Annotated in this window: 13 protein-coding genes; 6 read left to right on the top strand and 7 right to left on the bottom strand. The window is 54.4% G+C overall.

What is annotated here, in order from left to right; translation table 11 throughout:
- Positions 1–35: 35 nt before the first annotated feature.
- The 5 genes from JXQ85_RS10890 to JXQ85_RS10870 form a co-directional block, all read right to left on the bottom strand.
- Complete coding sequence (locus JXQ85_RS10890; protein ID WP_421748927.1) at positions 36–512, bottom strand: YHS domain-containing (seleno)protein; 477 nt, start codon at positions 510–512, stop codon at positions 36–38.
- A gap of 171 nt (positions 513–683) precedes the next feature.
- The gene (gene plsY, locus JXQ85_RS10885; protein WP_421748926.1) at positions 684–1,289 is read right to left on the bottom strand and encodes a glycerol-3-phosphate 1-O-acyltransferase PlsY; all 606 of its coding nucleotides are present in this window, start codon (positions 1,287–1,289) and stop codon (positions 684–686) included.
- Entirely contained in the window at positions 1,289–2,566 is a 1,278-nt protein-coding gene (pyrC, locus tag JXQ85_RS10880) for a dihydroorotase (RefSeq protein WP_421748925.1), read from the bottom strand. The genes plsY and pyrC overlap by 1 nt, the downstream gene beginning before the upstream one ends.
- A 94-nt stretch (positions 2,567–2,660) precedes the next feature.
- Complete coding sequence (locus tag JXQ85_RS10875; RefSeq protein ID WP_421748924.1) at positions 2,661–3,221, bottom strand: hypothetical protein; 561 nt, start codon at positions 3,219–3,221, stop codon at positions 2,661–2,663.
- A 116-nt stretch (positions 3,222–3,337) separates the two neighbouring features.
- On the bottom strand, positions 3,338–4,294 hold the full coding sequence (locus tag JXQ85_RS10870) for an aspartate carbamoyltransferase catalytic subunit (protein WP_421748923.1): 957 nt from the start codon (positions 4,292–4,294) through the stop codon (positions 3,338–3,340).
- A 136-nt stretch (positions 4,295–4,430) separates the two neighbouring features.
- Between JXQ85_RS10870 and JXQ85_RS10865 the strand changes: the two genes are divergently transcribed.
- From JXQ85_RS10865 to JXQ85_RS10845, 5 genes are all read left to right on the top strand, one after another.
- Positions 4,431–5,225, top strand: a complete 795-nt coding sequence (locus JXQ85_RS10865) for a uracil-DNA glycosylase (RefSeq protein ID WP_421748922.1) — start codon at positions 4,431–4,433, stop codon at positions 5,223–5,225.
- A gap of 10 nt (positions 5,226–5,235) precedes the next feature.
- Positions 5,236–5,856 carry a LysE family translocator gene (locus JXQ85_RS10860; protein WP_421748921.1) on the top strand — a complete coding sequence of 207 codons (621 nt, stop codon included), beginning with the start codon at positions 5,236–5,238 and terminating at the stop codon, positions 5,854–5,856.
- Positions 5,856–6,404: a molybdenum cofactor biosynthesis protein B gene (gene moaB, locus JXQ85_RS10855; RefSeq protein ID WP_421748920.1), complete on the top strand. Its 549-nt coding sequence runs from the start codon at positions 5,856–5,858 to the stop codon at positions 6,402–6,404. Before JXQ85_RS10860 ends, moaB begins: the two co-directional genes overlap by 1 nt.
- A gap of 213 nt (positions 6,405–6,617) precedes the next feature.
- Complete coding sequence (locus JXQ85_RS10850; RefSeq protein ID WP_421748919.1) at positions 6,618–8,075, top strand: efflux RND transporter periplasmic adaptor subunit; 1,458 nt, start codon at positions 6,618–6,620, stop codon at positions 8,073–8,075.
- Between the two features lie 3 nt (positions 8,076–8,078).
- A complete protein-coding gene (locus JXQ85_RS10845) occupies positions 8,079–11,483 on the top strand; it encodes an efflux RND transporter permease subunit (RefSeq protein WP_421748918.1) in 3,405 nt (1,134 codons plus the stop codon).
- Here the strand turns inward: JXQ85_RS10845 and JXQ85_RS10840 are convergent.
- Positions 11,462–12,283: a protein-disulfide reductase DsbD domain-containing protein gene (locus tag JXQ85_RS10840; protein ID WP_421748917.1), complete on the bottom strand. Its 822-nt coding sequence runs from the start codon at positions 12,281–12,283 to the stop codon at positions 11,462–11,464. The genes JXQ85_RS10845 and JXQ85_RS10840 overlap by 22 nt on opposite strands.
- 164 nt (positions 12,284–12,447) lie before the next feature.
- Between JXQ85_RS10840 and JXQ85_RS10835 the strand changes: the two genes are divergently transcribed.
- Positions 12,448–13,023: a YqgE/AlgH family protein gene (locus tag JXQ85_RS10835; RefSeq protein WP_421748916.1), complete on the top strand. Its 576-nt coding sequence runs from the start codon at positions 12,448–12,450 to the stop codon at positions 13,021–13,023.
- A 21-nt stretch (positions 13,024–13,044) separates the two neighbouring features.
- Here JXQ85_RS10835 and JXQ85_RS10830 read toward each other — a convergent pair whose 3' ends face one another.
- Entirely contained in the window at positions 13,045–13,992 is a 948-nt protein-coding gene (locus JXQ85_RS10830; RefSeq protein ID WP_421748915.1) for an L-threonylcarbamoyladenylate synthase, read from the bottom strand.
- Positions 13,993–14,032 lie beyond the last annotated feature (40 nt).

Below are 14,032 nucleotides of genomic sequence, written 5' to 3'. Positions count from 1 at the left end.
CAATCGAGCGCCGCCGTTTCTGGTTTGATAATCGCTTATTGCGCTTGAAGAACCGCAGGAGCGACGTCTTCAATATCAGTCCACTGAGAGTCAGCTTTCACGATATAACCAGGAATGTCGCCTTCCCAGCGCTCTTGGATGTCCTTCGCGAGGTTCAGGTATAGCTCGCCATCAACAATTTTCCAAAGTTCTGGGTCACCGTCGAATTTAAACCCCATGGCCGCGCCAAATGCGCAGTAGCCGCCGTATTGTGGCAGGTAGGCTTCTGGATTGGCTTCGAAAGTGGCTTTGTGCTCTTCAGAAGCAAAGCGGTAAGTGGCTTCATTGTAAACGGAGCTGATTTTGTAATCACCGGGCGTTGCTTGACCTTCGGTGAAATATGCCACCGGATCGTAGCCTTGCAGCGCAAGGCCGGTGTTAGAAGCGTTCACTTCTACGCCTGCGGCTAATGCGGAAGTCGCGATGGAAGATGCAAGGGCGATCCCCGCTGCGAGGGTTTTCAGAGATTTCATGATGTAACCTTTCGGATTTTGCTGACCCGTCTGCCGAAATTTCATCGGGGTCGAATTTTGCTGTCACGACGTAATCGCGCCGGACAGTGCCAAGATCGGAAAGGTTGCGATCAACTGCAAAACAACTGTTTTTGATTGTGCGCTGGCGCAGAGTTGTTGTGCGGGGCTGCGTTACTTCTTGCCGATCTTTGGCTCAGTGCCCGCACTTAGCCGTGCGATGTTTTCTTTGTGCCGCCAGAAAACCAAGAGTGTCACTGCTATCCCAAGAATGAAGGTTTGCCCGAAACCGAGGATCAATATCCAGAAAGTCGAAGACGAGGCCGCTACCAAAGCAGACAGGGAGGAGATGCGGCCAAGCAATGCGGTCGCCAACCACGTCAGGCAACACGCGATACCAACTGGCCATGCCAGAGCCAGCATCAGGCCGAGAAAGGTTGCAACTCCTTTGCCACCTTTGAACTTCAACCAGATCGGAAAGCAGTGTCCCAAGAATGCCAAGAGACCCGCGATCTGTGCCGCATCCTCGTTCGCCAACCAGCGCGCCACCAAAACGGCTATCGCACCTTTACCGCCATCAAGGATCAAGGTCGCGGCTGCAGCAGGTTTAGATCCCGTGCGTAGGACGTTAGTGGTGCCGATATTGCCGGATCCGATTTGCCGCAGATCACCAAGCCCAAAGACGCGTGTGATGACGATGCCAAACGGGATGGATCCAAAGAAATAACCCACCAATCCCCAAAGGATCAGCGCCATGAAGCCGGTTTCAATTGGGGGCATTAGTCTCTCCGGTAAACGGCCGTTCCGGCCACATAGGTTGCCAGCACCTTACCCTGCATTCTTTGTCCGTCAAACGGCGTGTTTTTGGATTTTGACTGCAGTTTGAAACGATCCAAAACCAGTGGTGCGTCTGCGTCAAACAGCACCAGATCAGCAGGGGCACCATTGGACAGGCGGCCCGAAGGCAAACCTAGGCGTTTGGCTGGGTTTAATGCAAGTGCGCGGAACAATTCGGGTAGGGTCAATTGTTCGGCGTGCACAAGGCGCATCGCTGCCGGTAGTAGAGTTTCCAAAGCGACCGCGCCAGAGGCTGCTTCTTCAAACGGCAAGCGTTTGCTTTCTTCGTCCTGCGGAGTGTGCATCGAGCTGATCGTATCAATCAGGCCTGATTTCACTGCACCAATGATGGCAAGGCGGTCATCTTCGCTGCGCAAAGGCGGCTTAACTTTAAAGAAGGTTCGGTAATCAGCGACGTCCAACTCGTTCAGTGTCAGGTGGTGGATCGAAGTCCCCGCCGTGATGTCAAAGCCATTGGCTTTGGCGCGTTCTAACGCGGGCAAAGCGCGCGCCGTCGTGATTTGATCTGCGTGGTATTTCACACCGGTCATTTCGATCAAAGCGATATCGCGATCTAGTCCCATGCGTTCGGCCATCGGTGAAACAGCAGGCAAACCGCGCAGGCTGGCAAATTTGCCAGACGTCACCGCAGCGCCTTTGGACAGACCTGGGTCCTGTGGGTGACCAATGACAAGGGCGCCCAGTGAACGCGCATAGGTGAGGGCGCGTGAGAATACTTTGTTGTCCGTGACGACATGATCGCAGTCGGTAAATGCAACGGCGCCAGCGTCCATCAAGAAACCGAATTCCGTCATTTCGCCGCCGGAACGCCCTTTAGTCAAAGCGGCCATCGGAACAACATTCACCGGTGCGGCTTCATTGGCGCGACGGGTCACGAACTCCAAAGTCTCCGGGTTGTCGATCGCAGGGGTTGTGTCAGGGCGCGTGACCATTGTGGTGATACCACCAGCTGCCGCCGCTTGGCCTGCGGACTTATAGCTTTCTTTATGGCGCTCACCCGGCTCGCACACCTTTACGCCAATATCGACAATCCCTGGCGCTAGACATTTTCCCTGGCAATCAATGACCTCAGAACCTTCAGGCGCTTCGATGGTCTCGCCCATCGCGACGATCACACCGTTTTCCACCAGCAAGCTGCCTAGGGTGTCAGTTCGATTTTCAGGATCAATCAATCGGGCGTTGGTGAAAAGAAGGCTCATACGGGGTCAATCCTCTTTTGGTCCGCGGCCAGCGCGATGGTGTCTGCCACATGCCGGTTTGCGGCCCTGGCGTCAAGTTTTTGAGAGCGGCGTGTCATCGCAGAACCAGCCAGATAAGCAGAGCAAATAGCCCGATCAGTATCGGCAAAGCCACGATGGCAGCCAAAACCATCAAATGCGGATTACTTGTCTTGGCATTGGGCGTGTCTGCAACGCTACCTTGGGTTGCATCGCTTTTTAGCGGCTGAAACTTTACCTCTGCACCTTCTTCTTTGAACGTGCCAATCCATTTCAGCGGCTTTTGGGGGCTTAATTCTTGTGCAAAACCGCCGAATGCGTTGGATAACACGATAAGGACATGTCCTGAGATGTTTTCTATCTGAGTCCGAACCTCGTCGACATCTTTCTGAGAAATGCCAAGCCCCTGAATCATATACCCAGTCAGCCCCAGCTCTTCGAGCACAGCAACATCAAAGCATTCAATGAAATCTTCATCGAGATACTTGGCCGTCAGGGCCTTTCGTAATGGCCAGCCATCTGCATCATCGCCATATGTGCGGTCTTGAAATCCATCAATCTGATCTGCGGGCAGATCAACAGCAAAGATGCGGATCAATCCGTGTTCCTGGGCTTTGACACTCATTTGCTCAGGCATCAGCTTGGTCCAATCAGCCCGCTACCCAGACCATCAAACCAACGAGGCCAAACATGACCAAGAGGGCAATGGTTGCCACGCGTCCGCTCATCTTTGGGTCTTTGGGATCTTCCATATTAGACCTCAACAGGTTGGTTTTGGCGCTCGGCGCGCAGGTTGCGGGCCAAAAGATCCATAGCGGCCATGCGCACTGCAACACCCATTTCCACCTGTTCTTGGATGACAGAGCGGTTGATGTCGTCGGCCAATTCGCCATCGATCTCAACACCGCGGTTCATAGGTCCAGGGTGCATGACAATCGCGTCGTCTTTTGCATGCGCTAGTTTCGCAGCATCCAGACCATAGCGATGGTAATATTCACGTTCTGACGGAATGAAGCCACCATCCATGCGCTCGCGCTGCAAACGTAGCATCATAACCACATCGACATCTTTAAGCCCCTCGGCCATGTCTTCATAAACCTCGACGCCAAATTGATCGATCTGGCTTGGCATCAATGTTGGCGGGCCAACCAGACGGACACGGTTTTCCATCTTGCCCAGCAGTATCAAGTTTGATCGTGCAACGCGGCTGTGACTGATGTCACCGCAGATCGCGATATTCAGACGATGCAAACGGCCTTTGGCGCGGCGAATGGTGAGTGCATCCAGCAGCGCCTGAGTTGGGTGTTCGTGTTTGCCATCTCCGGCGTTCAAGACTGCGCAATTTACTTTCTGCGCCAGCAAATCCACCGCGCCTGAATGCGGGTGACGAACCACCAACAGGTCAGGGTGCATGGCGTTTAGGGTCATCGCGGTGTCGATCAGGGTCTCGCCCTTTTTGATCGAACTGGCTTGCATGGCCATATTCATCACATCCGCGCCCAGTCGTTTACCAGCAATTTCAAAGCTGGCTTGGGTGCGGGTGGAGTTCTCAAAGAACATATTGATCTGCGTCAGTCCGCGAAGAGCTTCGGAATGTTTCACATCTTGACGGTTCAGATCGACATACTGATCTGCCAAATCCAATAGAGCGGTGATTTCTTGGGGATGAAGATGTTCGATCCCTAGAAGATGCTTTTGACGAAACACCATCGCGCGGCTCCTTGTTTGATCTGTGATTGATCTGCGCCGCTTATAGGTAGCGGATGCAGTTGGGGCAAGCGGCCAGGTGATGGTCTGTGTTGGTTTGTGGTTTTCGCCACGAAAGGGGCAGGCTAGGGTGTCGGGTATGGAATCATCTCTGGATTTTAATACGGCAAAGGCTCTGCTGGATTGGCAGGTCGAACTTGGTGCGACCGAGGCGATCTTGGATGCGCCTGTGAACCGCTATGAGGTGCCAGAGAAACAGGTGAAACCAGCCGCACAGCAGGCGCAAACTGCCGCACCGGCTGCTGCTCCAAAAGTCGATCCAGTTGCGGTGGCTACAGAAATGGCCAAACAGACGGATGATCTTGGCCAGTTGAAGGCCGCAATCGCACAGTTTGAGCATTGCGCTTTGAAACGCGGCGCGCGGAATTTGGTTTTCGGTGAGGGTAACCCCGACGCACGCATTATGATCATCGGAGATGCGCCGGGTCGAGATGAAGATCGTGTTGGCAAGCCTTTTGTCGGGCGCGCGGGCCAGTTGCTGGATAAAATGCTGGCAGCGATCGATTTAGATCGCAATACGGACCGCACCGCAGAATCAAAACATGAAGCGGTTTATGCGTCACATATATTGCCGTGGCGCCCACCACAGAACCGTGATCCGCAGGCGGCGGATATCGCCATGATCATGCCGTTTGTGCAGCGTCACGTAGAATTGGTTGCTCCAGATATTATTGTTCTTATGGGCAATGGTGCCTGCCAAGGCGTGTTGGGCAAACGTGGTATCACGCGGATGCGCGGCACATGGACAGAGGCGCTTGGACGCCCTGTTCTACCGATGCTTCACCCTGATGCGTTGTTGCGGAACCAGCAACTGAAACGCGACGCTTGGGCAGATTTGCTTGCGCTGAAGGCCAAGCTTATGAGTCTCGATTAAGGAGCCGCTCTTGGACATTCTTCTATTGCTTGCCTTTATTCCGGCCGCTCTGGCGCTCAACCTCACACCCGGTGCGGATATGATGTTTTGCCTCGGGCAGGGTCTGCGCTCTGGCACCCGCGCGGCTGTTGCGGCAAGTGCCGGAATTTCAACGGGTGCGATGGTTCATGTCGCAATGGCAGGCGCTGGTCTGGGGGCATTGGTTGCCACTTTGCCTTGGCTATTTGATGTGATCCGTTGGGGCGGTGTGGCGTATCTTTTGTGGCTGGCTTGGGCGGCTTTGCGTTCCGGCGGCATGGATGGTACAGACGTTCAGCCATTGTCGGCCCGACAGGCCTTTCGCCAAGGGTTCATCGTGAACTTGAGTAACCCGAAAGTGATCCTGTTCGTGCTGGCTTTTGTGCCCCAATTTGTAGATCCGACAAAGGGCGCGGTCTTTCTTCAATTCATTACCTTCGGGGCCATCATTTCTACAGGTGGTTTCATTGTAAATGGAATGGTTGGCGCCTTTTCAGGGACAGTGGGTAAGGCGTTGACCGGGTCTGTGAAATTCCAGCGCGGTATTGGCTATGCGACGGCCGCGATCTTTACCGGCCTTGCCGCTCGGCTGGCGATTATGGAGAAAGCGTGATGCCCAAAATCGACGAAACCCGCCCCTTCGTGCCTGTGCGTATCGCCATTCTAACCGTCAGCGACACGCGTGGGCTGGATCAAGACAAAAGTGGAGACACTTTGGTCGCGCGCCTTGAAGCTGATGGGCATGTCTTGGCAGATCGCATGATCTTACGAGATGAACGCGCTGAGATTGCGGATCAACTGCGTCGCTGGTGTGCGGACGAGGCCATTGATGTGATTATTTCCACTGGTGGAACTGGGCTGACAGGCCGTGATGTCACAGTGGAAGCGCACCGGGACGTCTATGAAAAAGAAATCGATGCTTTTGGGACTGTGTTCACTATGGTTTCGATGCAAAAAATCGGCACATCAGCGGTCCAAAGTCGGGCAACGGGAGGCGTGGCAAAGGGCACATATCTTTTTGCGTTGCCGGGAAGCACTGGCGCGTGCAAGGACGCATGGGATGGCATTTTGAAAGCGCAGTTGGATTATCGTCATATGCCCTGTAATTTCGTGGAAATCCTGCCTCGATTGGACGAGCACTTGAAACGCTCGAAATCCTGAAACGTAAAAATGCGGGACGTCTTTAGTTGCGCATGATGCTTGCTCGGCACATGCAGTGCTGACAGAGCATAGACTCAGCTGATCTAATTTGCGCCGTAACGCGATTTTTCGCGACGGAAACGCAGAGTTGATACGTATAAGCCATACTGGTCTTTGCAAAATTAACGAAAAGATACAGATTAAAGAGAGCGAATTGGTCCGAAGGGGGACGCTATGCGGTTCTTGCGTCAGAGTTTAATGGGGCTATTTTTGCTCGCGGTGACGCTTGGCCTGTTGGCCGCAGCCGTTCAGGTATTTTCCTCTGCTTTAAACGAGCGGATGAGCCAAGAACCGCGCGCGCAGCAACAACGAGAACGGGTCTTTACCGTGAATGTCCAGCGCGCCGACCCGATGACAGTTACCCCTAAAATTGCCGTTTTTGGCCAAGTTGAAAGCCAAAGATCGCTCGATATTCGTGCATCATCTGGCGGGGTAATACGCAACCTGGCAACGACTTTCCAAGATGGTGGTCGCATATCACAAGGCCAGCTTTTGGCCCAACTCGACACAGCGGATGCCGAAGATGCACGCGCACGGGCGCAATCGGATCTTCGGACTGCACAGTCTGAAGTGAGGGAAGCAACACAAGCGTTGGAGATCGCGCGCGCAGAATGGGATGCCGCAGTAGAACAGCTGACCTTGCGCGAAAAGGCATTGGCGCGGCAACGTGATTTGGAAAGCCGGGGTGTTGGCACTGCGGCGGCAATCGAAACTGCCGAACTCAATCTTTCAAATGCGCGTCAGCAGGAACTTTCGCGTAGGCAAGCTGCAGCGCAGTCTGAAGCGCGGCTGGATCAAGCGGGCAACCAAGTTGAGCGGGCTAAAATTGCCGAAGCCGAAGCCAATCGAAATCTCGCCGATCGCCAGATTTTCGCGGAGTTTGATGGCACCCTATCGGATGTCAATGTGGTCGAAGGCGGCTTGGTTTCTGCCAACGAAAGGTTGGCACGTCTGATTGATCCAAATGCCTTAGAGGTTTCTTTCCGGGTTTCAACGGCGCAATATGCGCGATTGCTTGATGCAAGCGGTGGGGTGCGGTTGGCAAATGTCGAGGTGGTGCTGGAGGTATCAGGGGTCAAACTTCAGGCTGCGGGTCAGATCAGCCGCGACAGCGCAGCGGTTGGCGAAGGACAAACGGGACGATTGATTTTTGCGACGCTCTCTGAAGCGCGCGGATTGAAGCCAGGCGATTTTGTCAGTGTATTTGTGGATGAAGCCGAACTTACTAATGCTGTTGCGTTGCCGTCATCCGCGCTGGATGCGCAAGGCCGTGTTTTGGTTGTAGGTGAAGGCGAGCGACTTGATGCGATCCCTGTCACGCTGCTGCGTCGCCAAGGGGACCAGATCCTCGTTGCTGGCCGTGAGGTTGCAGGCAAACTGGTTGTCACCCGACTGACACCGCTGTTGGGAGCTGGCATACGTGTCAAACCAGTCGGCGAAAGCGTCGCGCCGCCTCCTGAACAGCCCGCCATGGTCGAATTGTCAGATGGTCGGCGCGCAAAACTGCTGGCTTTTGTGGAAAGCAACCAACGTATGCCCGCGGATCGCAAAGCGCGCATTCTTGAACAATTGGCGCAGCCTTCGGTGCCCGCTCAGGTGGTCAATCGGCTCGAGCAACGGATGGGGGGCTAAGTCATGGCACGCGGCATCCCATCTCCGGCAAAAGGTTTGTTATCTTATTTTACCCGGCACGGGACCGCTGCCAATCTATTGCTAGTCCTGCTTTTGATGGCTGGGCTGTCTGCTGCGCCACAGATGCGGGCGCAGTTCTTTCCGGATGTCATTATTGACAATGTATCCGTCTCCGTGAGCTGGGATGGCGCTGGTGCTGAAGACGTGGACAACGCAATTGTTCAGGTCTTGGAACCCGTCATGTTGGCGGTGGAAGGCGTGGAATCCACCGAGGCGCGTTCTACGGAAGGATCTGCGCGGATCACGATGGAGTTTGAACCCGGTTGGGATATGGCGCGGGCGGCCGACGATGTGCAGGATGCCGTTGATACCATTTCGACCCTGCCGGATGACGCTGATGATCCTCGCGTGCGCCGCGGTGCCTGGCGTGATCGCGTGACCGATGTTGTGATTGCCGGGCCTTTATCACCTGAACAGCTGGGGCGGTTTGCGGACGAATTTGTCATTAGGCTCTTTGCAGAAGGCGTCACGCGCGCCACCATTCGGGGCATTGCTGCGCCACGCACTGTCATTGACGTGCCCTCGGTGAATTTGATCCAATACGATATCTCGATGGCTGAGATCGCGGCCACCATTGCCGAGGAAGTCGATGCAGACCCGGCTGGGGATGTGGCTGGCGCGAATGCGCGCGTCCGAACTGGTGTTGCAAAGCGCAGCGCAGATCAAATCGCCGCCATTGTCTTACGCACTCAAGAGGGCGGGGCATCCTTGACGGTAGGCGATGTTGCCACCGTGGTTGTCGAAGGGGCGGATCGCAATCGTAGCTATTTTGTGGAAGATCGATCTGCGATTTCCGTGCGGGTTGACCGATCTGCGCAAGGGGATGCGATTGGCATTCAAGCCACGGTACAAGAGGTTGCGGATACCCTGCAGACCACCCTGCCTGAAGGCACCAGCATTTCGTTGATTCGTACCCGCGCTGAAGCCATCAGCGGCCGTTTGAATATTCTTTTAGACAACGGATTGATGGGGCTTGGTCTGGTCGTTTTGCTGCTATTTTTGTTTCTAAACGCGCGGATTGCCTTTTGGGTGGCGGCAGGTATTCCTGTGGCCATGTGCGCAGCGATTGCTTTGATGTATCTGGCTGGCGTCACGCTGAACATGGTTTCTCTTTTTGGTCTGATCATCACACTTGGGATTGTTGTGGATGACGCCATCGTCGTCGGTGAACACGCCGATATGCGCTCGCGCCGTTTTGGGGAACCACCTGAAGTGGCTGCAGAAAACGCCGCTAAGCGCATGGCTTTACCAGTATTCTCGGCCACTTTGACGACGATCATTGCCTTTTGGGGGCTCACTGCAATTGGAGGCCGGTTCGGAGACCTGATTGTCGACATTCCCGTGACAGTGATTTTGGTTCTCGCGGCTTCGCTGGTTGAATGCTTTTTGATCCTGCCCAATCACATGAAACATGCTTTGGCCCATAGCGCGAAGGAGCATTGGTATGATTTGCCCAGCCGCGTGGTGAACATCGGCTTTCGCTGGTTCCGCGATGGACCATTTCGACTTTTCATGGGCTTTGTCATCTGGGCGAGGTATCCGGTGATGGCGGGAGTCGTCCTGCTGTTGTCCACGCAAGCGAGCCTTTTTGCGACCGGGGAAGTGAAGTGGCGGTTCTTTAATGCGCCTGAGCGCGGTTCGGTTTCGGGCAACTTTATCATGGCCGCAGATGCGACACGCGAAGATAGCCTCGCAATGATGCGAGAATTGCAGCGCGCAACTGAAGAGCTAGGTGCGGAATATGAAGCAGAACATGGCCGCAATCCGCTGGCCTTTGTGATGGCTGAAATTGGGGGCAACACCGGGCGCGGCCTGTCTGGCGCTGAAAATCGCTCAGCTGACCAACTGGGCGGGATCGCAATTGAATTGATCGATGCTGATCTGCGTCCCTATTCTAGCTTTGCATTTGTGGCGGATCTGCAAGATCGGGTGCAAAACCATCCATTGGCTGAGACCGTAAGCTTTCGGGGATGGCGCTCTGGACCGGGGGGTGATGCATTAGATGTGCAATTCTTTGGTGCAGACAGCGCAACGTTGAAAGCCGCGGCTGAAGATCTGAAAACCGCTTTGACGGCGTTCCCAGAAGTTTCGGCCGTCGAAGATACTCTGCCGTATGACAAAGAAGAGCTGATCCTGGACCTCACACCGCAAGGGCAGGCGCTTGGCTTTTCAATCGATGGGTTGGGTCGCGTTCTTCGGCATCGATTGAATGGTCTGGAAGCCGCAACCTATCCAGATGGGCCGCGTACAGCGAGCATCCGTGTGAGCTTACCAGACGGCGAGCTGACCGCGGATTTCTTAGAACGTACCATGATGCGTACACCCAGCGGGTCCTATGTGCCCTTAGCCGATATCGTCAGTGTAGATCGCAAAACCGGGTTTTCGACGGTCCGCCGTGAAAACGGGGTGCGGGTGATATCTGTCTTTGGTGATATTTCCGAAGATGATCCTGCGCGTGCAACCGCGATCCAAGACGCGTTGCAAGACACGATTCTGCCTGAGATTGCTTCTGTTCAGCAGGTCGAATGGCGCTTGTCTGGCTTGTCTGAACAGGAAAACAGTTTTCTGAACGATGCGCGCAATGGACTGATCCTGTGTCTCGCGGGGATATACCTGGTGTTGGCTTGGGTCTTTGCTAGTTGGACGCGTCCAGTCGTTGTGATGGCGATTATTCCGTTTGGCTTGGTAGGGACCATCTGGGGGCATCATTATCATGACGTGCCTTTGTCAATGTTTTCGGTGGTTGGGTTGTTAGGCATGACGGGGATCATCATCAATGACTCGATTGTATTGGTCACAACGGTTGATGAATATGCCAAGGACCGAAGTGTTAAACAGGCGATCATCGAAGGTGCGATGGAGCGGCTGCGCCCAGTGATGTTGACCACGCTGACCACCGTGCTTGGGTTGACGCCATTGTTGTTTGAGCGTTCTCAGCAAGCGCAATTTCTGAAACCGACGGTGATCACATTGGTCTATGGATTGGGCTTTGGCGTTGTGTTGGTTCTGTTGGTGGTGCCATCCTTGATGGCGGCACAGCAGGACTTTGGCAAAATGCTGCGCTCTTATCGGCGTGCGGTCAAAGCACGGGCATTACGTGGTCTCTTTGCGCTGACATCGCTTGCAATTTTGGTTTGGTTTGTCCTGACCTTAGGATGGTATTTGCTACAAGGCGAAATCCATCCAGCGTTGGCTGGTTTCGGACCATTTGCTGAGGTTGAAAGCCGCGCATCTGCGATGTTGATGTTTGCAGTAGGCGCGGGGGCAAGTGTCGTGTTGGCCTATTGTATCGCTGCGCTCAGGTTCGCGACGCGCACTAAGGTTGATCACTCAGCGCTGCAACCTTGAATATCCACCGCATAGTCACGGCCCAACACGGTGAACCGCAAGCCTGATCTGTCGATCAAAAAGCTTTCACTTTCCACGTGAATGATCTCGGAGCGCACGCGCAACTGATTGCCCTGGCGGTGGGTTTGCGCTTCGGCGACCCAAAGATGCGGGTTGTCGGTTTCAACGACTGAAAACTCACGCCCACCGGAGTGCGGCATTTGAATATCGGCTGAGATCGCCAGCCCATCTGTGGTGGGCGAGACTTTGCAGCTCACCTGACCTACGTCAGCTTCTTCTGCAGAATAGGGCTGATCGATAAGCGCAACGGAAATGCTGGGATCAACTTTGGTCTGATCACCTGGAAGTCGGGCTTTGACCGAAAGGGTTTCAGGCACACAGATTTCTTCGCAAACCCCGATTTCCAGCGTGCCATTTAAAACAATATCTTTGCTGCTGCGACGTGGTTCGATCAGAATTGGAACGATTACTTCATTTTCGTATCCAAGCGATGTCATGCCACCCTGACGAAAGACCTCTGGCGTAGGCCAAAGGACTTCAATGTTGCGCATGTTTCGTGACCCAGACCACGTGAAACGCGGCGGAATGCCCCCATCACCTGGTGAGCGCCAATAGGTTTTCCATCCGTCTTCCAGACGGAACCGCACAGCCGCAACATGGCGACCATCCTGGCCCCGCCATCCTTCAAGGATTTCGGCCTCAACAGCAATCTCATAGGCCTGAGATTGAGCCAGCCCTGGCGTGATTGTGCCAGTGGCGAGCGCGAGCGCGATTGCGACGGGTTTTATTTGCTGGGTCATCTGCATGAGCAAGAGATGCGCGATCGCTTGGTAAAAGCCAACTCACATTCCGGCGAGCAAATATGTCGGTTTCACAAATACAACAGTTTTGACATCAAGGGCTTGCGCGCTTGGCGGGAAGGTCTCACATTGAAAGGGAAGGACTTTAGAAAGGACGTGTCCCTTTGGTGGATGCTACCGAAACACTCGATTTGACAGGCAAAATCCTGATTGCCATGCCCGGAATGGGCGATGCACGTTTTGCGCATTCGATCGTTTACCTATGTGCCCACAGCACGGACGGGGCCATGGGGCTGATTGTAAATAAAACGATGGGCAAGATGACTTTCAGTGACTTGCTGGAACAGCTTTCCATCGAAGAGACCATGCGCAGCCGTCCATTGCCCTTACATTTTGGGGGACCAGTCGAAGGTGGGCGTGGATTTGTGCTGCATTCTGCTGAGTATCGTTCACAGATATCGACTTTACCGGTGGATGATTTCTTTTCCATGACGGCCACGCAGGATGTGTTGGAGGAAATGGCGCAGGGCGAGGGCCCTGAAAAGGCACTGATGGCGCTGGGCTATAGCGGGTGGGGTCCGGGCCAACTTGAGGCCGAGATTGCCCAAAACGGCTGGCTGATCTGTGATGCCGGTTTTGATCTGGTGTTTGATCTAGAGGATAGCAAAAAGTGGGAAGCAGCGCTGAACACCCTAGGGGTCGATCCGCTCACATTGTCTGCAAGTGCAGGCCGGGCCTGAGTGCAAACATATTAATAAAAGTTATCTGGGTGCCGCAGCGCGCTTTAAGCGGTCATTGATAGCAACGCCTAGACCATGGTAGGGGATCGGCGACACAGCGATACCATCTGCGTTTAAAGTATCCAGCGCGTGTAGGTGGTGGAATAAGTTGGTCGCTGCTTCGCGCAAGTCTGACGATGCGGAAAGATTAAGGTCGCAATCCATAGGGCCGAATCCCAAAAGAACTTCGCCCTCGTTTTTAGATGTGGCATTTAGACGAACGGCAGCGCCTGGGGCATAATGCGAAGTCATTTGTCCGGGTGCGACCAAAGGATCGGCGGCTGTGTGAACAGCCATTGGCGCGCCAAGTGCGGCTTCTAAAGCTTCACGTGGCAGACCGCCGGGACGCAGAAGCGTCGGCTCATCAGCCAACCCAACAATTGTGCTCTCCAAACCGACGTCGCAGGTGCCGCCATCAATGACAGCCTCAATGCGCCCTGTAAGACCCGATAGTACATGGTCCACTGACGTAGGACTGATCTTGCCTGAAGGATTGGCAGACGGTGCAGCGATCGGCCCGCCGAACGTTGCGAGGATTTTCTGTGCGACCGGATTGGCAGGCATGCGTACTGCGAGGGTAGGCAGCTCTGCCGTCACCAAACGCGACAGGCCAGAATTTTCTTTGATTGGTAAAACCAATGTCAACGGACCGGGCCAAAAGGCCGCCGCCAGTCGATCTGCGAGATCGTTCCAAATGACCAATTCTTGTGCCTGCGCGATGCTAGCGACATGTACGATCAAAGGATTGAACTTTGGACGGCCTTTGGCCTCGAAAATCCGGGCAACTGCCAGATCGTTTCGCGCATCCGCCCCCAGCCCATAAACCGTTTCTGTCGGAAGGGCGACCAGTCCACCAGCACGCCAGATTTCCGCTGCGCGTTCAAATCCTTCTGGATTTGCAGATAGAATTTCGGTCGTTAGGTCAGGCATTTTTTGACGCTGCGTTAGGGTAGGCGGTCGGAATTGAGGT

The sequence above is a fragment of the Cognatishimia sp. genome (assembly GCF_049116455.1).
In the GTDB taxonomy this organism is placed as follows: Bacteria; Pseudomonadota; Alphaproteobacteria; order Rhodobacterales; family Rhodobacteraceae; genus Cognatishimia.
Note: the sequence above shows the minus strand (reverse complement) of the source record. Positions and strands in the feature narration are given on the sequence as shown.